General features: G+C 58.4%; 17 protein-coding genes. 7 read left to right on the top strand and 10 right to left on the bottom strand.

The genetic code is table 11. From position 1 onward, the window contains the following. Positions 1–61: 61 nt before the first annotated feature. Both mutS and fdxA read left to right on the top strand, forming a co-directional pair. Positions 62–2,695 carry a DNA mismatch repair protein MutS gene (mutS, locus tag ACTRWH_RS16585; RefSeq protein WP_228210811.1) on the top strand — a complete coding sequence of 878 codons (2,634 nt, stop codon included), beginning with the start codon at positions 62–64 and terminating at the stop codon, positions 2,693–2,695. A gap of 137 nt (positions 2,696–2,832) precedes the next feature. Next, positions 2,833–3,156 carry a ferredoxin FdxA gene (gene fdxA / locus ACTRWH_RS16580; protein WP_007151871.1) on the top strand — a complete coding sequence of 108 codons (324 nt, stop codon included), beginning with the start codon at positions 2,833–2,835 and terminating at the stop codon, positions 3,154–3,156. A 67-nt stretch (positions 3,157–3,223) separates the two neighbouring features. Here the strand turns inward: fdxA and ACTRWH_RS16575 are convergent, their stop codons facing one another. The 5 genes from ACTRWH_RS16575 to ACTRWH_RS16555 all read right to left on the bottom strand — a co-directional run bounded on the left by ACTRWH_RS16575 (position 3,224) and on the right by ACTRWH_RS16555 (position 8,614). Then, positions 3,224–3,889, bottom strand: a complete 666-nt coding sequence (locus tag ACTRWH_RS16575; protein WP_036204562.1) for a LysE family translocator — start codon at positions 3,887–3,889, stop codon at positions 3,224–3,226. A 31-nt stretch (positions 3,890–3,920) separates the two neighbouring features. Continuing rightward, positions 3,921–4,955, bottom strand: a complete 1,035-nt coding sequence (locus ACTRWH_RS16570) for a hypothetical protein (RefSeq protein WP_228210810.1) — start codon at positions 4,953–4,955, stop codon at positions 3,921–3,923. Between the two features lie 157 nt (positions 4,956–5,112). After that, on the bottom strand, positions 5,113–6,063 hold the full coding sequence (locus ACTRWH_RS16565) for a DegV family protein (RefSeq protein ID WP_036204559.1): 951 nt from the start codon (positions 6,061–6,063) through the stop codon (positions 5,113–5,115). A 106-nt stretch (positions 6,064–6,169) separates the two neighbouring features. After that, the gene (locus tag ACTRWH_RS16560; protein WP_075195840.1) at positions 6,170–7,003 is read right to left on the bottom strand and encodes a metal-dependent hydrolase; all 834 of its coding nucleotides are present in this window, start codon (positions 7,001–7,003) and stop codon (positions 6,170–6,172) included. A gap of 198 nt (positions 7,004–7,201) precedes the next feature. Further along, positions 7,202–8,614, bottom strand: a complete 1,413-nt coding sequence (locus ACTRWH_RS16555) for an aminotransferase class I/II-fold pyridoxal phosphate-dependent enzyme (RefSeq protein ID WP_462826654.1) — start codon at positions 8,612–8,614, stop codon at positions 7,202–7,204. A 190-nt stretch (positions 8,615–8,804) separates the two neighbouring features. Here ACTRWH_RS16555 and ACTRWH_RS16550 point away from each other — a divergent pair, with 190 nt between their 5' ends. Together ACTRWH_RS16550 and ACTRWH_RS16545 are read left to right on the top strand one after the other, a co-directional pair. Then, on the top strand, positions 8,805–9,614 hold the full coding sequence (locus tag ACTRWH_RS16550; RefSeq protein ID WP_462826653.1) for a PhzF family phenazine biosynthesis isomerase: 810 nt from the start codon (positions 8,805–8,807) through the stop codon (positions 9,612–9,614). Between the two features lie 208 nt (positions 9,615–9,822). Then, positions 9,823–11,007, top strand: a complete 1,185-nt coding sequence (locus ACTRWH_RS16545) for an aminoacetone oxidase family FAD-binding enzyme (protein WP_462826652.1) — start codon at positions 9,823–9,825, stop codon at positions 11,005–11,007. Between the two features lie 20 nt (positions 11,008–11,027). Here ACTRWH_RS16545 and ACTRWH_RS16540 read toward each other — a convergent pair whose 3' ends face one another. The 4 genes from ACTRWH_RS16540 to ACTRWH_RS16525 all read right to left on the bottom strand — a co-directional run bounded on the left by ACTRWH_RS16540 (position 11,028) and on the right by ACTRWH_RS16525 (position 15,890). After that, positions 11,028–12,608: a phospholipase D-like domain-containing protein gene (locus tag ACTRWH_RS16540; protein WP_462826651.1), complete on the bottom strand. Its 1,581-nt coding sequence runs from the start codon at positions 12,606–12,608 to the stop codon at positions 11,028–11,030. Continuing rightward, positions 12,608–13,534: a universal stress protein gene (locus tag ACTRWH_RS16535; protein ID WP_041334700.1), complete on the bottom strand. Its 927-nt coding sequence runs from the start codon at positions 13,532–13,534 to the stop codon at positions 12,608–12,610. Before ACTRWH_RS16535 ends, ACTRWH_RS16540 begins: the two co-directional genes overlap by 1 nt. A 1-nt stretch (position 13,535) precedes the next feature. Beyond that, positions 13,536–15,023: a SulP family inorganic anion transporter gene (locus ACTRWH_RS16530; RefSeq protein ID WP_036204539.1), complete on the bottom strand. Its 1,488-nt coding sequence runs from the start codon at positions 15,021–15,023 to the stop codon at positions 13,536–13,538. Positions 15,024–15,269: 246 nt separating this feature from the next. Continuing rightward, positions 15,270–15,890, bottom strand: a complete 621-nt coding sequence (locus ACTRWH_RS16525; RefSeq protein WP_007151886.1) for a LysE/ArgO family amino acid transporter — start codon at positions 15,888–15,890, stop codon at positions 15,270–15,272. Between the two features lie 83 nt (positions 15,891–15,973). On the opposite strand from ACTRWH_RS16525, the gene ACTRWH_RS16520 reads away from it, so the two are divergent. After that, positions 15,974–16,873 (top strand): LysR family transcriptional regulator ArgP, encoded by a 900-nt coding sequence (locus tag ACTRWH_RS16520; RefSeq protein WP_228210538.1) that lies wholly within the window; start codon positions 15,974–15,976, stop codon positions 16,871–16,873. On the opposite strand, the gene alkB is transcribed toward ACTRWH_RS16520, so the two are convergent. Next, on the bottom strand, positions 16,843–17,493 hold the full coding sequence (alkB, locus tag ACTRWH_RS16515) for a DNA oxidative demethylase AlkB (protein WP_036204535.1): 651 nt from the start codon (positions 17,491–17,493) through the stop codon (positions 16,843–16,845). The genes ACTRWH_RS16520 and alkB overlap by 31 nt on opposite strands. Positions 17,494–17,599: 106 nt before the next feature. On the opposite strand from alkB, the gene ACTRWH_RS16510 reads away from it, so the two are divergent. Next, positions 17,600–20,467, top strand: a complete 2,868-nt coding sequence (locus ACTRWH_RS16510) for an HD domain-containing phosphohydrolase (RefSeq protein WP_462826650.1) — start codon at positions 17,600–17,602, stop codon at positions 20,465–20,467. A 90-nt stretch (positions 20,468–20,557) separates the two neighbouring features. Continuing rightward, positions 20,558–21,328: a co-chaperone DjlA gene (gene djlA, locus ACTRWH_RS16505; protein WP_036204533.1), complete on the top strand. Its 771-nt coding sequence runs from the start codon at positions 20,558–20,560 to the stop codon at positions 21,326–21,328. The last annotated feature ends 46 nt before the right edge of the window (positions 21,329–21,374 follow it).

Below are 21,374 nucleotides of genomic sequence, written 5' to 3'. Positions count from 1 at the left end.
ATGGCGGTTATTTTCTTACAATCCCTGCCTTCACATAAAGCCAATGGATCCGGAACCGTTCATGTCAGCAGCCCAGACCGATCTGTCCCACCACACCCCGATGATGAGGCAATACCTCAAGATCAAGGGTGAACACCCCAATGAACTGGTGTTCTACCGCATGGGGGACTTTTACGAGCTGTTCTACGAGGATGCCAAGAAAGCCGCCGAGCTGATGGATATCACCCTGACGGCCCGAGGGCAGTCCGGGGGCAGCCCGATTCCCATGGCGGGCATTCCTTACCATTCCGCTGAAGGCTACATTGCACGTCTGGTTCGTGCTGGTCAATCCATCGCCATTTGCGAGCAGATTGGCGACCCGGCGACCAGCAAGGGGCCGGTAGAGCGCAAGGTGGTTCGCATTGTGACGCCGGGCACGCTGAGCGACGATGCGTTCCTGGAGGACCGCCGGGATAACCTCCTGGTCGCCATCTACAGCCACCGGGAGCAGTTTGGTTTTGCCTCCCTCGACATCTCCAGCGGACGGTTTACCGTGTCTGAACTGGACGATCTCGAGGGCCTGCAAGGGGAGCTCCAGCGCCTGCGCCCAGCGGAGATCCTGATCAGTGAGGACTTTCCTTATCAGGACGTACTGGACGGCTATACCGGTATCCGTCGCCAGGGCCCATGGCTGTTTGAGTCCGACACCGCCCGCCGCGTGATTACCCAGCAACTGCAGGTCCGCGACCTGACCGGCTTTGGCTGCGAAGACCTCACGCTGGCCATCTGCGCCGCCGGATGCCTGCTGCAGTACGCCAAAGAAACCCAGCGCACCGCCCTGCCCCACATTCGCAAACTCAGCCGTGAACGGCGCGAGGAAGCGGTAATCCTGGACGCCACCAGCCGCCGTAACCTGGAAATCGACACTAACCTCATGGGCGGCACCCAGCACACCCTGGCCTGGGTGATGGACCGGACGGCGACCGCCATGGGTGGGCGCCAGCTAAGACGATGGCTTAACCGGCCCTTACGGGACATTACCGTGGTGGAACAACGCCAGCAGGCGGTTTCAGCACTTCTGGACGGCTTTCACTATGAGCCGGTTCATGACCTGTTGAAAAGCATCGGTGATATCGAGCGGATTTTGGCCCGCGTGGCGCTGCGTTCAGCGCGCCCAAGGGATCTGGCACGGCTGCGGGATGCTTTTCTAAGCCTGCCGGATTTACAGAACGCACTGACACCGGTCAATTCCCACCACGTCGTCAGACTCGCCACAACGATCAGCGAGTACCCCGAACTATCGGACCTGCTGGAACGAGCCATCATCGACAACCCGCCGGTGGTCATCCGGGATGGTGGTGTTATCCGCGAAGGCTTTGACGAAGAGCTCGACGAGCTGCGTAACATCAGCGAGAACGCAGGTCAGTTCCTACTGGACGTTGAGACTCGTGAGCGCGAACGTACCGGAATCAGCACGCTGAAAGTGGGTTATAACCGGGTACACGGCTACTACATCGAAATTACCCGCGCCCAGTCCGGGCAGGCGCCAGTGGATTACATCCGCCGCCAGACCCTGAAAAACGCCGAACGCTTTATCACCCCGGAACTGAAAGAATTCGAAGACAAGGCCCTGAGCGCCAAGAGCCGCTCACTGGCACGAGAGAAAGCCCTGTACGACGAGGTGCTGGAAACTGTCGCCGCCGAACTCGCGCCCCTGCAGGACGCGGCTCAGGCCCTGGCGGAGCTGGATGTGCTCAGCAACTTTGCCGAGCGGGCCACCAGCCTTCGCTTCAATGCCCCGGAATTCAGTGACACGCCCGGCTTCGATATCGAAGAAGGCCGCCACCCGGTGGTAGAACAACTACTGAGCGATCCCTACGTGCCCAATGATCTGCTGATGGACCAGCAACGGCGCATGCTGGTGATCACCGGCCCCAACATGGGCGGTAAGTCCACCTACATGCGCCAGGCAGCACTGATTGCCCTGCTGGCTTACACCGGCAGCTATGTGCCCGCCAACCGCGTGGTCATCGGGCCACTGGATCGTATTTTCACCCGCATGGGGTCGTCAGACGACATCGCCGGCGGCCGCTCAACCTTTATGGTGGAAATGACTGAGACCGCCAATATCCTTCACAACGCCACGGAATACAGCCTGGTGCTGATGGACGAGGTTGGGCGCGGCACCAGCACCTTCGACGGCCTGTCCCTGGCGTGGGCGACAGCGGAACACCTGGCCAAACACATTCGCTGCTACACCCTGTTTGCCACTCACTATTTCGAGCTCACGCAACTGGCCGACGATCTTGAGCACGCCGTTAATGTTCACCTGACAGCCACCGAGCACGACGACACCATCGTGTTCCTGCACAACGTTCATGACGGCCCGGCGAGCCAGAGCTATGGTTTGCAGGTGGCGAAGCTGGCTGGCGTGCCCCAGGACGTGATTCGCAATGCCAAGGAGCAGTTGTCCCACCTTGAAGGCGGTGCGGCACCAGCCAGGCCGGCAGCCGATCATACCGCCGTGGCGCCGGCTGAACCTGAAAAACAGCCACGCACCGCCCGCGTTAGCGAGCTGGTAATGCAGGCAGATATGTTCGCCAGCCTGGAGCCCAGCAAAGTGGAAGAATGTCTGGCCGACCTGGACGTGGACGGACTGACTCCGCGGGATGCCCTTAACCGACTGTACGAATTGAAAGAACTGCTGGGGAAATAGCGGAACTCAGCGGCAGAATTGATCTGTGTAATAACGATAGTGCGCCTCAGCGCTTGCGACAGGGCAGGCCGCTCAATACAATATCGCGCAATTATTATTACACTGATGAGATTGACTACTGGACCAGGAAACTGACTATGACGTTTGTCGTTACTGATAACTGCATCAAGTGCAAATACACGGACTGCGTGGAAGTATGCCCGGTTGACTGCTTCTACGAAGGCCCGAACTTTCTGGTAATCGATCCGGACGAATGCATCGATTGCGCCCTGTGTGAGCCGGAGTGCCCCGCTGAGGCCATTTTCTCGGAAGACGAGCTACCGGCGGATCAGGTCCAGTTTGTGGAGCTCAACGCCGACCTGGCAGGCAAGTGGCCCAACATCACCGAAAAGAAAGACCCGCTGCCAGAAGCCGAAGAGTGGGACGGCAAGCCGGACAAGCTGCAGTACCTCGAAAAGTAATAGCTGCGTTCAGCGTATTACCATCAAAAAGGGGAGCCTCGGCTCCCCTTTTTCATACATCACCACTTCACTGCGTCGCCAGTTTTGCCCCGATAGCGACGAAGAAGCCACCAGTCAGCGCGTTCAGCATGCGCTTTACGCCCTGCCCCACGCCAAGCCTTCTTGATTTGACCACCACCAACGCCAGCCCACATTGCCAGGCCATCGCCAGCACAAAGTGAACCGCCGCAAGGAACAGCGATTGCTGGAATGCATTCCCGGCGGGATCGATAAACTGAGGAAGCAACGCCATATAGAACAGCGCCGTTTTCGGATTCAGCACGTTGGACAGCAGGCCTTCTCGAAACGCCACCCAGATTGATACCGGTTTCATCAATGGCGGTTCGGCGCTCGATATCGAGGATTCATCGGCGTTTGCGGGGCCCCGGGCCATGGCCTGACGCAACGAACTCAACCCCAGCCAGATCAGGTAGCAGGCACCTGCCCATTTGACCGCGGTAAACGCCCAGGCCGTCTCTACCAGCAGCACCGAAATACCCAGAGCGGACAGGGTCGCGTGAATAAACAACCCACAGCAGATGCCCACGCTGGTGACACAGCCATCCCGCAAACCATGTTTCAATCCACCGCGTCCGGCGTTCCGCATCACCAGCAGGGTGTCCACCCCTGGCGTGACAGTCAGTAGCGAGATGGCCACCAGATAGGCCCAGAACAGCTCCGTTGGTACCAGCATTGCCAAACATCCCACGCGAACGCAGGAGTGCTCAGCTCTCCTGCTGCAGAAGTTTTTTCGCCGCGGCCGACTTATAGAATGGCGCAAGACGACGACGGATCAGGGCCTCAAGATACCCCTCCTCCCGCAGCACGTCTATCACAGGAAGTGCGTAGGCATCCACCTCCGCCATGACTACATCGCGATCGACCCCAACGGCAGCCAACAGCTCAATTACCGGCTTGTCGCCATACAGGGTAAACAGGTGCTCCACCACGGCCCTGGCACACCCCTCAAAATAGGCCGTCTGTCGGAACTGCAGCCAGAACTCATACCCCAGAACCACAAACTCCTGGAGCTGTATGTCTCCAAGCCCCTCGTGCAACTCTTCGATGGTGCGGTCTTCCAGTGACACCCATACGGCCATCACGCTGTCGCGCAGCTCCTCGTCGCTCAGCGACTTGTTCAGGAACTGTTCACTCCGGCTGATCAACCCCGGCAGGCTGTCGGACAACCAGGCCTTGAAACGGCGCTCAAAGGTCTCGTCCAGGCCCGGAACCGCCCTGTTGGCCATGCGCTTGCCAAACTTCATCATCGAGCCGACACCGGGAACACTCTTGGTAATCAGGTTGTCCTCGTAGAGGTAGTTCACCACGCCCTGATACACCACGTTTGAAACCAGCTCCTGATAGACCGGGTGAGCCATGATCTCGCTGATCACCCGCTCACGCTGCTGACGTAGCTCAAGGGCCTCTTCGAGGAACCCGGTGGCCTGTTCTCGGGTGATAATATCCCGTAACCGGGACGTGCGCTGGACTGGCGCGTTCAATACCTCCGTGGCCATTTCGGCCGCCAGTTCCGGGATACCGGCATCCAGTTCCATGTTGATCACAATGCGCTGGATCACGCCCATAACCTGTTCCGCCGAGGTCAGCCGGTTCAGGGTGATGGCCCCGGCGTAGTCAAACAGTTCATCCACTTCGGTTTCGAGAAAGCGCCGCAACTTTGCCCCTTTCAGGGAAGCCAGTTCGTGTTTTACGTGTTGCTCGAGCAACGCATTGGCGAGATCCGTTTTACCTTTGGTCATAATCGGGGTCCGGTGCTGTCTGGAAGTGGGCTTCTGAATTGAGAACGACATGAGGCTAACACGAAGCCCGACCGGCTGCGTTTGCCGAAGATACAGCCTTTGGTGTGCGAGTGAGCCAAGAAACGGGAGGTGGTGCCTGGGCGCCCGATAGCCCCGGCTACTGGAAATCGCTGAATTCGTGGGGTTCTGCGGCAAGCGCCAGGCACAGGCTGCCGGGGCCGATGTAGATGCTGCTGGTAATGCCCATCTGGGAGAGCAACAGCTCAACACCGTTTTTCTCACAGGCATCACGCAGGCGATTCAATCCTGGAAGGTCCTCGATTTCAGTCCAGGTCAGGCCGCAGGAAAGGCTGACATAGGGCGTCAACAGTCCTGCCTCGACCCTCGCGGTGGCATAGTTCATCACTTTTTCCACTGCCACGTCGAAACTCCGGGTTTTGGCAACCGGTTGTCCTTCAGCGCCCTGACCAAAAATGACCGGGGTGATGTTCAGTGCCTTGCCGAGAAACGCCACCAGAGCCGACACACTCTTGTCTCCACGCCGACGGGCCCGTTCGCGGATATAGTGCAAATCCCGGGGAATCACGCAGGTGTAGATTCTGTCGGTAAACGTGTCGACTTCATTGCGTAAGGCGTTTTTCGAAAGCTTCTGCTCAATCAGGCGAAGGGTGTGAGCCGCCAGCAGACCCTGACCGGCAAAGATCTGTTTGCTGTCGATCACTCGCATGGAGAATTTGCCCTCCCGCCCGGCGGCGTGGCGGGCCTCATGATAGTGCCCCATCACACTGTTCATGGCTTCCGTGGCATTCTGGAAAATCAGGCTGCGAGACCGGGTGACCGTTTCGCAGATGGCAACGTCAAATTCCGTGACAATTTTTTCCATGAACAGGTCGTGGATCTGTTCGGCGGAGAAGGCGTGTGTTTCGGCGTGGTGGCCCTTCTGCAACAGGCCGCTCTGGTAGAATTCCTGGGTCCTGACCGGGTCGTGCTCGTCGATGTAGGTCTGGCCATCGATAACGGCCGTGACCGGCAGAACAAACAGATCGTGCTTGCGACTGAACTCATAGGGCAGATCGCAGGCGGAATCAACGATAAGACCAACGCGCATGGGGCCTCCAGCTATGGGAAGCTATTCCAGCCGGTTGCTTCCCTTTATTGTCATTGTTTTTGGCAGGCCCAGTCTTACACAAAGCGGTCAATATTTCAGCACCCTGCTAGCGAGCGGATGGCTTCAGTTCAAGTTCATTGAGGTTTTTCTCGATCAGTTCACGGTTATCCTGTTGCCACGGATGAAACCCCTTGCGGAAATAGGCCAGGAAGTCCGGCATGCACTTGCGCAACACCCCCGGTTTACCCCATAGAAAGTTAATACCACCGATCCACGTGCCGAGGCTCCACAACTTGCCGTCGGTTTTCAACAGGCTGCAGGTGTTCAGGAAGGTGTACTTGAAGAAATTCCAGGTCACAAACAGGAATACAATCCGGCGAAGACGCTCATTGCCAACGCAGTGTCGATAGACGTCAAAAGCCACCGATTTGTGCTCAGTCTCCTCGATGGCGTGCCAGCGCCACAACTTTTCCATGTCCGGTGTGGCCCCTTCCATCCATTCCGGGTGACGGAGAATGGCATTCGCCAGCACCGCGGTATAATGCTCGGCGCCGCAGGTTCCGGCCAGTTGGCGACTGGGCGGCAGGTTGCCTACCCACGCCATATGCCTGCGGAATCGCTCATCAATGGCATCAATGTTGTACCCACGAGCCTTCAACGCTTCGTTGTAGTGCTTGTGCTCCCGGCTATGCAGCGCCTCCTGGCCAATGAACCCGCGAATCTCTTCCTTAAGCTTGGGATCGTCCACCTTGTCCCGGTAGAGCCGAACCGCATTGATAAACTGCTGCTCACCATCGGGGAACTGGAGCGAAAGCGCATTGAAGAACGCCGTGCGGAAGGTGTCATTGCCGTGCCACAGGGTTTTGAGGTCGTCGGCAATATCGAAGTGCATGTGTCGAGGTGCAACCGAAACGCCTTCGGGCGTGGAACTGATGGTCATGACTGCCTCCGGGTTATTGTGATTATGGAGCGGCATTCACCGTACAGCGGCAACGTCGCGTACGAAAATTGATCAGAGACTTCAGTTTAAACCCGAATTCAATACGGAAGGAAGGTGATAACCCGAAAAATTGGACAGATTGTCACGAAATGACAGGTTGTCAGCGAGCAGAGGGGCGAACAACGGCCCCAAACACGCTCAGGATTCGGCAGCAACCGCGGTCGCTATGGCGCCAAGCCGGGCAATGGCGTGTTCAACCCGCTCGCTCCAAGGGTTGGCACCGTTCAGCCGCAGGCAATTTTCGTACTTGTCGGTGATGGAGAACATCAGGCCCGGAGCTACGTTGATATTTTCCTCCCGCGCCCGGCGAAACACCTCTGTACCGGACACTTTACCCGGAAGCTGAACCCACAGTACGAAACCGCCCTGGGGACGGCTGACGGCAGTGCCTTCCGGAAACGATCGCCCTACGGCCGCACGCATGCGGTCCGTTGCCTCTCGGTAACGCTGCCGGGCAGAACGCAGGTATCGGTCGTAACCGCCCTGCTCCAGGAAATGCGCTACGGCAATCTGCGGCACACTCGCCGTACCCAGATTACTGAAATACTTCTGCTGCCGTGCTTCGGCGAGGTATTTTCCCGGCATCATCCATCCCAGACGCAAACCGGGCGAGATGGTCTTGGAGAAGGAATTGCAATAGATAACGTTGCCGGTGCGGTCAAAGACCTTTGCCGGTCTGGGTCGATGGGTGCCGTAATACAGGTCGCCGTAGATGTCGTCCTCAATCAACGGAACGCCCGCCGCTTCCAGCATCCTTACCATCTGCTGCTTGCGAAGATCAGACATCGTCGCGCCCATGGGATTGCTGTGATTGGGGACCACCACGCATGCCTTCACCGGCCATTGTTCCAGCGCCAACTCCAGTCCCTCCAGGCTCAGCCCTTCCGAAGGATGCGTGGGAACTTCAATGACCCGGAGCCCGACCACGTCCAGCGCCTGGAGGATACCCGGGAATGACGGCGACTCAACAACTACGATATCCCCAGGCGAAGTGACCGCCTGCAGGGCAAGAATAATGGCTTCCTGGGCGCCGTTGGTGGCAAGAATGTCGTCGGGCGTGGTAATAATCCCCAACGCCGCCATTCGCTGGGCCACCTGACGGCGATATTCGATCTTGCCGGGAAAGGCATAGTCTAATGTTTCCAGCCCACGCCGCGCAGCCCAGAGGGTGGCATGCTGGATCTGCCGCACGGGCAAAAAATCGGGATGTGGCACAGCAGCGGCCAGAGGCACCATGCGCTTCTCTTCATCAGCACAAAGGTCAAGGGCCATGTCACGGGCACTCACCGGCACCGGCTTGGCTTTGTGCTTCTGCATTACTGGTTCTGGCGTATCCCGCCTGGGCAGATGCACAAAATAGCCACTGCGCTCCCGCGCTTCGAGGTAGCCTCGGGCCTCCAGCGTCTGGTGGGCCTGAAGCACCGTTGAAACGCTTACGCCAAACTGGCGGCTGAGGGCCCGAACACCAGGCAACCGCTCGCCTTCGCGATAAACCCCATCGCGAATCAATGCGTGTAACTGGTCTGCTACCTGATTATAGAGAATGCCCATCGCTTCATCCTGCCAGATCAATCCAGAATGGCTGCAGTACAGATCAAACAGATTCTCACCAGTACAGATGTCGAACAGAAAAGCCTGTACCGGTCCAAAATCACAATATCTGAATCTGTTATGGTTGTCTGCATAAACGGAGAATGGTGACTCTGGCTATCATCCATCGAATCTCGCAAAAGGAAAGGGAATGAAAACACTACCGATATATCAGGTCGACGCCTTCGCCAGTCAGGTTTTCAGCGGCAATCCAGCGGCCGTCATGCCGCTTGAAGAGTGGCTGCCGGACAACGCCATGCAGAAACTGGCACTGGAAAATAACCTCTCGGAAACAGCCTTTCTGGTGCCCTTACCCGAGGAAGCGGACGAAGACTTCCACATACGCTGGTTCACCCCAGGCACTGAAGTGCCGCTATGCGGTCACGCCACTCTCGCCAGCGCCTGGGTTATCTTCAACAAACTCGGATGGAAAAAGGGGCAAATCCGATTCCAGTCCAAAAGCGGGCCCCTGGGAGTGAAACAGACCGACGACGGCTGGCTGGAACTGGACTTTCCCAACCTGGCCTCCGAAGAACGCCCAACGCCTAGCCAGATTCTCGAAGCACTCGAGGGCGCTCCGGCGACCTCGTTATTCGTGCCCAACGACACCAACTATCTCGTGGCCCTCAAGGACGAAGCCGCTGTAAAAGCCGCTCTACCTGACATCCGAAAGCTCAAAGAATTGGGCAATCAGGGCGTCATCATCACCGCACCGGGAGAAGACTGCGACTTCGTCAGCCGCTACTTCGCCCCTGGCGCCGGCATTGATGAAGACCCGGTTACAGGCTCCATTCACAGCGTACTCGTGCCCTACTGGGCCGAAAAGCTCGGCAAGGATCACCTGTTGGCACATCAGGTGTCCGCAAGGGGCGGCGTTCTGCGATGTGAACTGAAGGGCGACCGCGTCGCCATTGCGGGCCAGGCAGCGTTTTATATGGAAGGTTCCGTGCAACTGCCCTAACGTCTCCGCAAAAATGTATACTGCGCCCAACTAATACATGCAGGGCGGTACAAGCACAGATGTTTGGCAAGGCACGGGTTGAGAGCTGTCAGAGATCGTCAAAAACAGGGATATTTTTGTCGAGCGTACAGGGACGTATTCACCGCGTATCCCTGACCGCCCTCAACCCGTGCCGGAACTCCGTAGGCCTGCAGCGGGAAAACATCAGATGAACACGGCGAGCTACGACGTCATCATCATAGGCGCCGGTGCCGCAGGCCTGATGTGCGCTCTGACTGCAGGCTACCGTGGCCGCAACGTGCTGGTGATCGACCACGCCAACAAACCCGGCAAGAAGATCCTTATGTCCGGCGGTGGCCGTTGCAACTTCACCAACCTCAACAGCACGCCGGCGAACTTCCTCTCGGACAATCCCCACTACTGCATCTCCGCCCTGAAACGCTACACCCCCCAGCACTTCCTGGACCTGGTGGAACGCCACGGCATCGAGCACGAGGAGAAGGCCGCCGGGCAGCTATTCTGCAAGGACAGCAGCAAGGAAATACTCAATATGCTGCTCACCGAATGCGAATGGGCTGGCGCGGAAGTGCAGCTCAAGACAAGCGTTAAAACAATCAGCGGTGTCGATCACGGCTATCAGCTACAAACCAGCAGCGGTACCCTGACCTGCGAATCCCTGGTCATCGCCTGCGGTGGGCTGTCCATCCCCACCATGGGCGCAACCGGCTTTGGCTACGATATTGCGAAACAGTTCGGGCTTGCCGTACTGCCCACCCGGGCAGGGTTGGTGCCCTTCACCCTACACCCGGAGCTGAAGGAACAGTTGGCGCCCCTGTCCGGCGTCAGTTGCCCTGTGGATGTGCATTGCAACAACGAACATTTCCGCGAACCGATGCTGGTCACCCACCGCGGGCTCAGTGGCCCTTCGATGCTGCAGATTTCCAGCTTCTGGCACCCCGGCGACAGCCTGAGCGTCAACATGCTGCCCGCCACCAACGTAGAACAGGACCTGCACGACCTGCGTAAATCAAAACCGCAATCCACGGTGGCCCAATACCTTGCGCAACACCTGCCCAAACGCTTCGCCCAGGCCCTGAACGACGTTCACGGCTGGGCCGGCCCACTGCAGGGCTATAAGAACAGCGACATAGAACAGGTGGCCCGCGCCCTGGATCAATGGACCATCAAACCTGCCGGCACCGAAGGCTATCGAACGGCCGAAGTAACCCTGGGTGGCGTGGATACCCGCCAGTTGTCCTCCAAGACCATGGCGGTTCTGGACAAGCCTGACCTGTACTTTATTGGTGAGGTGGTGGATGTTACCGGACACCTTGGCGGCCATAACTTCCAGTGGGCCTGGGCCTCGGGTGTGGCAGCAGGGAGCGCTGCCTGACACCCCGGGCAAAGCCCAGACTAAAGGTACTTCTCGATAGGCAACCACGACAAGAACCCGGACTTCGCCCGGCGCCACCAATGGACGGTCGGCTCGCTGGTGAACACTGCCTCACCGCTGCGCCACTGGAGATCTCCTTCCTCGTCCAGAGCCACCTCCCAGCTATTACGGGGCTCCATGGTCAGCCGTATATCTGCCGCCACACGCTCTGCCAGCTCGGCACTGTGGATAATCAATACGGTTTCACCGTTGAGGTAGATGGAGCGGAGGTTAACGTTGAAGGACCCCACCACCAGGGTGCTGCGATCAAAAACCACTGATTTGGAGTGCAGGCTGACCTCGCCCGTGGCGCAGAAGTCGTCGTCACTCAACCATTGCTGGCAGGCCTCGGCATCAGGCTTGAGTTCGTAGATGTCTATGCCCTGCTCCAGCATGTAGGGACGCCAGCGGGCATAACCGGCATGGTTGGTGACCAGATCATTGGAAGCCAGAGAGTTGGTCAGCGCGGCAACCTCCAGTTGCGGGCGCTCATTGGCACCCAGGGCCTGCAACTGTTCCCTGGCAAGAATGAGGTAGGCGGACTCGATCAGGATTTCCCGGGTGGCTGTCTGCGCCAGGCGTTGCAACGCCAGTGCGCTCCGTTTGGGTGTCTCGGATGGCGCGTCCATATGTTCAGGGGGAGGGTCAAACACCAGTTCCCCCTGAGCAATCGTCATTCGGCTGAACACGCTGGTCAGTTCAGACCTGCCCTGTTCCGCCCCGGTGGGGGCAGAGATGGGAAGCCGGGGTTGTGCGATGGCCTGCTGCCGAAGCCCCTCCAGCGTCTCGGCCAACTCCGCGCCAGTAGGCATGGATGTGTATAGATCGGAAGCGGGGTAAGCCCAGGGGCTGCTCCAGTAAGCCTGGAAATTATCCGCCATACCCTCAACCACCGGCCCCAGGGCAAGGACATCGCGATCCCTGAAATAGCGGCTCTCATCGAAGCCGAAATATTCATCACCAATGTTGCGACCACCGACAATGCCCGCAGTCCCGTCAACCACAAATGTCTTGTTGTGCATTCGGCGGTTTATTCGCTGGAAATCCATCAGGAACGATACCCATCGGCCCCAGCCACTGCGGTTTCTGGCTGGGTTGAAGATGCGAATATGAATATTTGGGTGGGTATCCAGGGAAGCAAACAATTCGCCGATCCCCTCGGCGTTAAAGTCATCCAGCAGCAGCCGGACCTTAACACCACGGTCCGCTGCGAGTAACAGCCGGCCGGCCAGGTGCAGTCCGGAGTCATCACGATTCCAGATGTAGTACTGAGCATCAATACGGTGTTCAGCCGCCTCAATCATAGCGGCTCGGTACAGGAAGGCATCCTGACCAGAATCCAGCAGGTAATAACCGGATTGACCGTTCGCGTCAGCCAGCCGTTGCCGGGACTGGCTGGAAAGGAAACTGTCGTCAGTCAACACGGCGGTTTCGGCTCCGGAATGAGTGGCCGGCGGCAAACTGCCGGCACAGCCTGTCAGCAAGACCAGCAGCACTAGCAGCCCCGACAGAAAGTAGCGGGCCGACATCAGCCCGGCAACAGAGCGCCGCTGGTTCAGCATTAGCGCAGGATCACCAGCGGCTTTTTCGCGGTTTTCAGCATGGTGGTTGTGGTGCTTCCCACCAGGAACTGTCGAATTCGTGAATGGCCATAGGCACCCATTACCAGGATGTCGATGTCGTGTTCTTCCTGGTAGGCGTGGAGCGTTGGCTCTACATCCCCGGCGCGGATCGCGAGGGTGATGTCGGAGCCAAGGTCACCCAGCATCTTCTCTGCTTTCTTGAGCTGTTCCCAGCGGTCATTGGTGTCCGCTCCAATCATCACCAGATGAATCGGCATGCCTTTCAGTACCGGGCTACCCGCCAGAAGTTCCACGCCCTTGAACGCCGTGGCGCTGCCGTCAAAAGCCAGCATGGCGCTCTTTGGCTGCTCGTACTCGTCCGGAACCAGAAGAATCGGGCGGTGGACACTACGAATCACCGTTTCCAGTTGGCTGCCCACATGTACGTCACGGTCTGAACTGCTCTCACCGTGCAGCCCCATGACCAGCAGACGGGTCTGGTTTTCCAGGGCCAGCAAGGATTCCGTCAGATCCCCATGGCGCTGGCGCTTGATCACGTCGTCAATGCCCTGTTCCTTCACCCGGTGTTCTGCCTCATCGAGCATGTGATGGCCGTGTTCCAGGGCCAGCTTGGAACGCTTGCGGTCAAGCTCGGCAAGCTCATCCATCAGCTGTTCACGGCTTCCCAAGCCAATGCTACCAGCCAGGTCCGGCTCTGTTGGATAGCGTTCCTCGTCGAGAACGTGCAGCAGAGTCATCGGGGTTTCCATGTGCTTGCTGGCCCAGGCAGCGTAATCACACACCGCCGGTGCAGCCCGGGAGCCGTCGATACAGGCAACTACTCGTAGCATTTCAACCTCGCCTTGGTGATCCTTGTGGTTGTTATTCTGACCGGTTACGTCTTTGAATTCCTTGGCTTGTGTCATATCAGTGCGCCATCAACTGGTCAACGGCGTCGGGTTTATCGTGCACCCCAAAGCGGTCAACAATGGTGGCGCTGGCTTCATTCAGCCCGATAATCTCCACCTCAGCACCTTCGCGACGGAACTTGATAACGGCCTTGTCCAGAGCGCCCACTGCCGTGATGTCCCAGAAGTGAGCCCGGGTCAGGTCAATCACCACATTATCCACTGCTTCCTTGAAATCAAAGGATTCCGTGAATTTTTCCGAGGAACTGAAGAACACCTGCCCGACAACGTTGTAGGTGCGGGTGTCAGTCGCTTCGTCAAAGTCGGACGTCACCAGCATGTAATGGCCCACCTTGTTGGCGAAGAACAGGGCCGCCAGAAGCACGCCTGCCAGCACGCCGAAGGCCAGGTTGTGCGTGGCGACGACGACAATAACGGTCACCACCATCACAATATTGGTGGACAGGGGGTGCTCTTTCAGGTTCTTGATCGACGCCCAGCTGAAGGTACCGATGGACACCATGATCATCACGGCTACGAGGGCCGCCATTGGAATCTGTACCAGCCACTGGTCCAGCACCAGCACGAGAACCAGCAGGAATACACCCGCTGTCAGCGTGGAAAGCCGGGTTCGGCCGCCGGATTTGATGTTGATAATGGACTGGCCGATCATCGCGCAACCAGCCATGCCACCCAGCAGGCCAGAGCCAATATTGGCAACGCCCTGCCCTTTGCACTCCCGGTTACGGTCACTGGTTGTGTCCGTGAGGTCGTCCACAATGGTGGCGGTCATCATGGATTCCAGAAGGCCAACAATGGCCAGACCGACGGAGTAAGGCAGGATGATCATCAGGGTTTCAAGATTCAGTGGCACGTCTGGCCACAGGAAAATCGGAAGCGTATCCGGCAGTTGCCCCATATCACCGACCGTGCGGATATCGATGTTGTAGACCATCGCGACGATGGTCAGCGAGACAATACAGATCAACGGCGATGGCAGTATGCGGCCGACGACCGGCACCAGTGGAAACAGGTAAATGATACCCAGTCCGGCAGCGGTCATCGCATAAACGTGCCAGGTGACATTAGTCAGCTCTGGCAACTGCGCCATAAAGATCAGGATAGCCAGCGCGTTCACAAACCCGGTCACCACGGAACGGGACACAAAGCGCATCAGGCCACCGAGTTTCAGATAGCCAGCGCCGATCTGCAGCAACCCGGTCAGCAGCGTAGCTGCAAGCAGATACTCCAGGCCGTGCTCCTTTACAAGAGTCACCATCAACAGCGCCATAGCGCCTGTCGCGGCGGAGATCATACCGGGGCGGCCGCCGACGAAGGCAATCACCACCGCAATACAGAACGAGGCATACAGACCCACTTTCGGGTCCACACCGGCGATAATGGAAAAAGCGATGGCTTCGGGAATCAACGCCAGCGCCACCACAATGCCGGCAAGCAAATCGCCGCGTATATTGGAAAGCCAGTCGGCCTTAAGCTTGTTCACCATATCGTTGGTATCCAGTCAGAGAGGGCAAATTCGGGACGTAAAAACCGGTTGTAGTCCTCATGAAGTGACTACCGGAGTTCAATCAGGACGCAAACCTGGGAGCACAGGACGCTAGGGCGGAGTGATCGTCGTAACTGTCGTGGGGACGTTCATTAAGGTACGTTCATAAGCTGCGAATTAAAGGCGGCGAAGCATACCAGAACGGTGCCGGAAAAGTAACCGGCGGGCCCGGAGACCGGGCCCTGTTTACGCCACCGGCCCGGACAGGCCGTTGCTGGCGAGGTGAAAGGCAATGATCGCCATCATGGAACCAATGGCGCCATCAATGAACCGCCAGGACATGGGGCTCGACAACCAGGGAGAAAGCGCCGCCCCGCCGAACGCCAGCAGGCAGAACCACATGACAGACGCACTGCTGGCGCCGGCCACAAACACCAGCGGGCTGGCCTGTTGCGCGCCGATGGCAGGGATCAGCAACAAGGTATCCAGATACACCTGGGGATTCAGTAGCGTTACCGCCAGGGTGGTCAACACTACGGTCCGCAGGCTCGAAACATCCGCTTTCCTGGCATCCAGGGCATCACGTCCTTTCGCAGCACGAGCGAAGGCCAGCAACGCCAGCCAGCTGAGGAACGCCACACCCAACCAGCGCATCACGTCCAGCGCTTCAGGCACGGCCATCAACGCGGCGTTAACGCCGAACATGCCTGCCGTGAACAGCAAGATATCCGCCGTCATGCAAATGCCGGCGCAATACCAATGATGTTCCCGGCGAATCGCCTGCCCCAGGATGTAGGCGTTCTGAGCGCCAATCGCAATGATGATGCCGCCGCACACCAGCAGCCCTGTCAGATAACTTGTCAGCATATTTCCCTCCGAATTTGCTGGAAGCTTAAGGGGTAAGAGCTATACTTAAAAATCATAAACCTTATATCCCATGAATATTTCTTATGTTGGATTACAAGCTTCTGCAGGCACTTGCCGCGGTGATCGAGAACGGTGGGTTTGAGCGTGCCGGGGAGATACTCGGGCTCACGCAATCCGCCGTATCACAACGCATCAAGTCACTTGAAGTACGCCTGGGCCAGCCGGTTCTGGTCCGGCACCCGGAACTGCAGGCAACGCCGGCCGGGAACAAGCTGCTGAACCACTTCCAGCAGGTACAGCTTCTGGAAAGGGACCTGCGCAAAACCATACCCGCCCTTGCCGAGGACACCACCCGCCTGCGTATCGCTATCAACGCCGACAGCCTGGCCACCTGGTGGGCCGCTGTGGTTGGGGAGTTCTGCAGCCGAGAGGGTTTATTGCTCGATCTGGTAATTGAGGACCAGGACGTAGGCCTGAAGCGAATGCGCGATGGCGATGTGGCCGCCTGTCTGTGCAGCAGCAGCCAGCCCATTGCTGGCGGGCGTTGCGTGGCACTGGGGGAAATGACCTACATGCCGCTGGCGACCCCACAGTATGTTCGCCATTTTTTTCCGGATGGCATCACACCAGAAGCTTTCGCCACCTCTCCGGCTATTGTATTTGGCCCCAACGACCAGCTACAGCACCGATTCATGGCCGGCTGTGGCTACCACGGCCGTTTCCCCTACCATTTGTGCCCCTCCTCCGAAGGTTTCGTCCAGCTTGCCAGGGCCGGCATGGGCTACGGCATGATTCCGCAAATCCAGGCCAGTCATTGGCTGGACAATGGGGGCCTGGTCAATCTTGCACCGGGTCATGAGCTGAAGGTGCCCCTCTATTGGCACTTCTGGCGACACAGCGGGGAGTTGCTACAGCGTTTGACCACCACGCTTGAGGGTGCCATCACCCACCATTACCGCGCACGGCGAAACGTCAGGTTGTAACGGCAGGCGCCCGTCAGCGAATGCAGTGCCTGCTTGAGCGTTAACACGCCATGGTAGCGGAGCCGCGCCGGGCCGCCCCAGACCACAACATCACCATGCTCAAGGGGCACTCGCTGCGGCCGGTCACTGCGCCGGGCGCCTCCGAACTGGAACATTGCCGGCGTGCCCAGGGACACAGAAACGATCGGCTGATCGAAGTCGTCCTCGTCTTTGTCCTGATGGAGCCCCATTTTGGCGCCAGGTGCATAGCGGTTCACCAGGCAGGCGTCCGGCTCAAACCCCGAGTAGCCCCCCGCGCTTGCTGCCTTTGCCGCCAGGGACCGAAACACGGCCGGCATCAAAGGCCAGGGTTCCCCCGAAAGCGGGTCGGTTTGCTGATACCGATAACCGCCCGCATCCGTCACCCAGCCCCAGTCTCCGCAACAAGTCATCGCCACCGACATGGTGTGGCCACCGGGTGTCTGCATTTGCCGAAACTGGGCCTGTTCCGCCACGACTGAAATCGCCTCCAGCAATCGGCTGGCGTCGGCCCGGGCAAAACGGCGAAGGACAACTGCCCCGTCGCAGAGCGGCTCGACCCAGGGCTCTGATGAAGATGACTCGAACAAATCCATGGTCATTACGCGTTCACCGTATGATCAGGAAAACCGGGAGTTTAACGTCTACCCTTAGGGCAGTGCAGTCCCCTGCGCTTCGCTACGCCAGACCACCGTTTAAGGATGAACCATGCGTCGGAACCGCCAGTCCGCACAGGTATCGCTTGCCTTTCTGATTGCCTCTACAATCACCCTCGGCATGCTGGCACTCACCATTGTACTGGTCGGGCAAAGCTTTCGCGGCATGGAAAGCGCCAAGATAACTGCCGCCAGCGCCACGGCCCGCCAGCTTGCCGTCAGTGTAGATGACCGTATCCGCGCCATTACAGGCCCGCCGTCAACCGCCCTCGCGGTCCTCAGCCACGACCCTTTGGCCGTCGCCGATACATTGCAACAACGCCTGGTCCGGATGCCGGTTGTCGCAGACATTCTCGATAGCAGCGACATCGTCAGTGCCGTTTACGCTGGCTATGACAACGGCGATTTTTTCCTGCTACGCAAGATACGTAGCTCTGGCGCCATGCAGTTTCCTGACGCCCCCACCAATGCGCAATACCTGCTCCAGTCCATCACCAGGGCCGAGGATGGAAGGCCGCAACCCATATGGCACTTCTACGATGCCAGCCGCACCCTTCTGGAACGCCGCACGCCTTCCGACTACCGCTTTGATCCCAGAGATCGTGGCTGGTACGAGCTCGCTGATGCCTCCGGTACGACGGAACTGACCGCGCCCTATGTTTTCTTTACCACGGGTGAAACCGGTTTGACGCTTTCCCGACGGCAAGCCACTGCGAAGGGGATGGACAACAATACCGTGTTTGGCATCGATGTAACTGTTACCGACCTGGGTACGCAGCTGGCCGAACTGCGGCAGACGCCCGGCACCCGGATTGCCATCGTCAATGCCGAGGGTTCCCCCCTGGCCTACACAGGGCCTGATACCACCAACAGCGGAACAACATCCAACACAACAAAGCCACAGGGGCTGAATGACGGAGCCATCAACGCCGTCCTGGAACGCGATGGCATGCAAGCCACGAGTGAATTGGTAAACCGCTTTACCACTGAAAACCGGGACTGGTACGGCATGACCGAGCCCCTTGAGTCCCTGGACCAGGAGAACCTGAAAATCGCCGTGGCCATTCCCGCCGACGAACTATTGGCTGATGTTTGGGCAGCTTTGACCCGTCAGACTATCCTGGCGAGTGCTATCGCACTTCTGTTGCTGGTCATCGGCTGGTTCCTGGGCCGTCGTGTGGGTAGGCCACTGGAATTGCTGACACGCCGGGTGGGGGCACTCTCCCGTTTTCGTTTCGACACGTCCGTTTCCGTTGATTCCCATATTCGCGAAGCGCGTCAACTCAGCGTCGCCCTGGACGATATGGCCAGTACGATCCGCAGCTTCCAAAGCATTGCGACCGCACTCAATCGGGGTCAGGATCTGGATAGCCTTTTGCAGGATATTCTCGAACAGATCGTTCACATCCTCGGGCAGACCCGGGGCGCTATCTACCTGATGAGCCGTCAGAACAGCGAACTCAGGCTTTCCGTGGACCGCGACATACACCCGCCGGAGACCATCACCGGCGTCAACGCCAAGGACGACGACAACGACGTGATAAGGGCGCTCCGTAACGCCCTTTCCGGCCATCCGGTATTCGCCATTCTCCGAAACCGGCGCAAACAGTTGATTGGGGCCCTCGTTATCGAAATGGAGCATGGTGAGCACACCCACCTTAGCGACGACCTGATCGTATTCGTCGATGAGATCGCCGGCTCCGCCGCCGTTGCGATCGAAACCCGTGAACTGATTGAAAGCCAGCAGGCGTTGCTTGAGGGCATCATTCGCCTTGTTGCCAACGCCATTGATGCCAAGTCACCGTATACGGGTGGCCACTGCGACCGCGTACCAAAACTCGCCCAGATGATGGTCGATGAAGCTATCCAGAGCCCCGCAGAACCCTTTGCCAACTTCACCATGAACGACGACGAGCGCTACGAGTTCCACCTGGCAGCGTGGCTTCACGACTGTGGAAAGATCACCAGCCCCGAGCATGTGGTGGACAAGGCCGTCAAACTGGAAACGATCTACAACCGCATCCATGAGATTCGCACCCGCTTTGAAGTTCTGCATCAGGATGCGGAGATTCGGTGCCTGAAAAGGCAACTGGCTGGAGAGAGTTCTCAGCAGGCGGAAACCGACCGGGATCGGGAACAGGAAGAGCTGCAGGAAGCCTTTCGCGCAGTCGCCAACGCCAACACTGGTGGCGAATTCATGTCGGAGGACGACATAGAGCACATCCGACAGATCGGCCAACGCACCTGGGTGCGTCATTTCAGTGACAGGCTGGGATTATCCGGCGACGAAAAGCAGGTTTTGACTGGCACACCGGAGCAGACGCCACCTGCTACAGAACCTCTGCTGGCAGACAAACCCGGCCACCTTCGTCCCTGGGGGGAACACAAACCACCCGTTGCCAAAGACGACCCACGAAACCGGTGGGGATTCGACATGACACTTCCAGAACATGCCGTTAATCAGGGTGAGCTCCACAACCTGACCGTGGCAAAAGGAACCCTGACCCCCGAGGAACGCTTCCGGATCAACGACCACATCGTACAGACCATCTGCATGCTGGACGCCCTGCCCCTGCCTGACAGACTTGCGAACGTGCCCCACCTGGCAGGCACCCACCATGAACGCATGGATGGACAAGGTTACCCCTGCCGGCTGAACGCAGACGACATGGGCATTCCCGAGCGGATCATGGCGGTGGCGGATATTTTCGAGGCGCTGACCGCCGTGGACCGCCCCTACAAGGAGGGCAAGACACTGACCGAATCCCTGACCATCATGCAGGGAATGGTGAATGACGGACACATCGACCGGGCGGTGTTCCAGTTGTTCGTCCAGACAGGTATCTACCGCAGATACGCAGAGCAACACCTGCGTCCGGAACAAATCGACGCCGTGAATGAAGAACGCTTTCTGACATGAACATTCCTCCATCGCGACGGGTTATTTTCGAATTCTTCGCCGAAACCCGTATACTTTGCGCAGTTTTAAACACTTGAAAAGGACACTGACATGTTCGGCCTGTTTATCGGCGGTTTGATCGGCTACCTGTTTGGCCGCTTTCCCGGCCTCCTGATTGGCGCTGTGGCAGGCGTACTGTTGACCCGATACATCAAGAGCCGTCTGTGGCAAAAACTGCGCAATGTGCAGACGGACTTCCTGGAATCCGTGTTTGCGGTGATGGGCGCCCTGTGCAAAGCCGATGGCGTTGTCACTCGCGATGAGATCCAGGTGGCGGAACGCCTGTTCGATCGGTTTCGTCTCTCCGGCGAACACCGGGAGCGCGCCAAGGCTGCCTTCAACCGTGGCAAGGCCAATGACTTCGACCTGGATGCGGAACTGCAACACTTCCTGCGGGTGAGTGGCCGCCAGCCCGCATTACTGCAGATGTTCCTTCAGGTACAGGTGTCTGCCGTTGCCGCCGATGGTGTGGTCCACCCGGCCGAACATGAGATGCTGGTGCGTATTGCCCGGGGGCTGGGACTGCCCGAGGCCCAGGTAGACCAGTTGGAAGCCATGTTGAGGGGCGCTCACGCCGGCCAGGCAGGTGCGTCTGGCCAACCATCGTCCGCCAGCCAGATCGACGATGCCTATAAGGTTCTCGGGGTGTCGCCCTCCGCCAGCGACGCCGAGATCAAGAAAGCCTACCGCAAACTGATGAGCGAGAATCATCCGGACAAACTGGCTGGGCGCGGCCTGCCGGAAAGCATGCGGGAAATGGCAGAAGAGCGCACCCGTGAGATCAGCCACGCCTACGACGTAATAAAGGACGCCCGCAACTAACGAAAGGCCCGGCGAGGGCCTTTACTTACATCCCCTCTACTTGTCG

The sequence above is a fragment of the Marinobacter sp. G5_S1_61_S3 genome (genome assembly GCF_054968585.1).
Note: the sequence above shows the minus strand (reverse complement) of the source record. Positions and strands in the feature narration are given on the sequence as shown.

Excerpts from the sequence above, each read along its gene's own strand:
- mutS (WP_228210811.1), top strand. The coding sequence starts at position 62 with ATGTCAGCAGCCCAGACCGATCTGTCCCACCACACCCCGATGATGAGG.
- fdxA (WP_007151871.1), top strand. The coding sequence starts at position 2,833 with ATGACGTTTGTCGTTACTGATAACTGCATCAAGTGCAAATACACGGAC.
- ACTRWH_RS16575 (WP_036204562.1), bottom strand. The coding sequence starts at position 3,889 with ATGCTGGTACCAACGGAGCTGTTCTGGGCCTATCTGGTGGCCATCTCG.
- ACTRWH_RS16570 (WP_228210810.1), bottom strand. The coding sequence starts at position 4,955 with ATGACCAAAGGTAAAACGGATCTCGCCAATGCGTTGCTCGAGCAACAC.
- ACTRWH_RS16565 (WP_036204559.1), bottom strand. The coding sequence starts at position 6,063 with ATGCGCGTTGGTCTTATCGTTGATTCCGCCTGCGATCTGCCCTATGAG.
- ACTRWH_RS16560 (WP_075195840.1), bottom strand. The coding sequence starts at position 7,003 with ATGACCATCAGTTCCACGCCCGAAGGCGTTTCGGTTGCACCTCGACAC.
- ACTRWH_RS16555 (WP_462826654.1), bottom strand. The coding sequence starts at position 8,614 with ATGGGCATTCTCTATAATCAGGTAGCAGACCAGTTACACGCATTGATT.
- ACTRWH_RS16550 (WP_462826653.1), top strand. The coding sequence starts at position 8,805 with ATGAAAACACTACCGATATATCAGGTCGACGCCTTCGCCAGTCAGGTT.
- ACTRWH_RS16545 (WP_462826652.1), top strand. The coding sequence starts at position 9,823 with ATGAACACGGCGAGCTACGACGTCATCATCATAGGCGCCGGTGCCGCA.
- ACTRWH_RS16540 (WP_462826651.1), bottom strand. The coding sequence starts at position 12,608 with ATGCTGAACCAGCGGCGCTCTGTTGCCGGGCTGATGTCGGCCCGCTAC.
- ACTRWH_RS16535 (WP_041334700.1), bottom strand. The coding sequence starts at position 13,534 with ATGACACAAGCCAAGGAATTCAAAGACGTAACCGGTCAGAATAACAAC.
- ACTRWH_RS16530 (WP_036204539.1), bottom strand. The coding sequence starts at position 15,023 with ATGGTGAACAAGCTTAAGGCCGACTGGCTTTCCAATATACGCGGCGAT.
- ACTRWH_RS16525 (WP_007151886.1), bottom strand. The coding sequence starts at position 15,890 with ATGCTGACAAGTTATCTGACAGGGCTGCTGGTGTGCGGCGGCATCATC.
- ACTRWH_RS16520 (WP_228210538.1), top strand. The coding sequence starts at position 15,974 with ATGTTGGATTACAAGCTTCTGCAGGCACTTGCCGCGGTGATCGAGAAC.
- alkB (WP_036204535.1), bottom strand. The coding sequence starts at position 17,493 with ATGACCATGGATTTGTTCGAGTCATCTTCATCAGAGCCCTGGGTCGAG.
- ACTRWH_RS16510 (WP_462826650.1), top strand. The coding sequence starts at position 17,600 with ATGCGTCGGAACCGCCAGTCCGCACAGGTATCGCTTGCCTTTCTGATT.
- djlA (WP_036204533.1), top strand. The coding sequence starts at position 20,558 with ATGTTCGGCCTGTTTATCGGCGGTTTGATCGGCTACCTGTTTGGCCGC.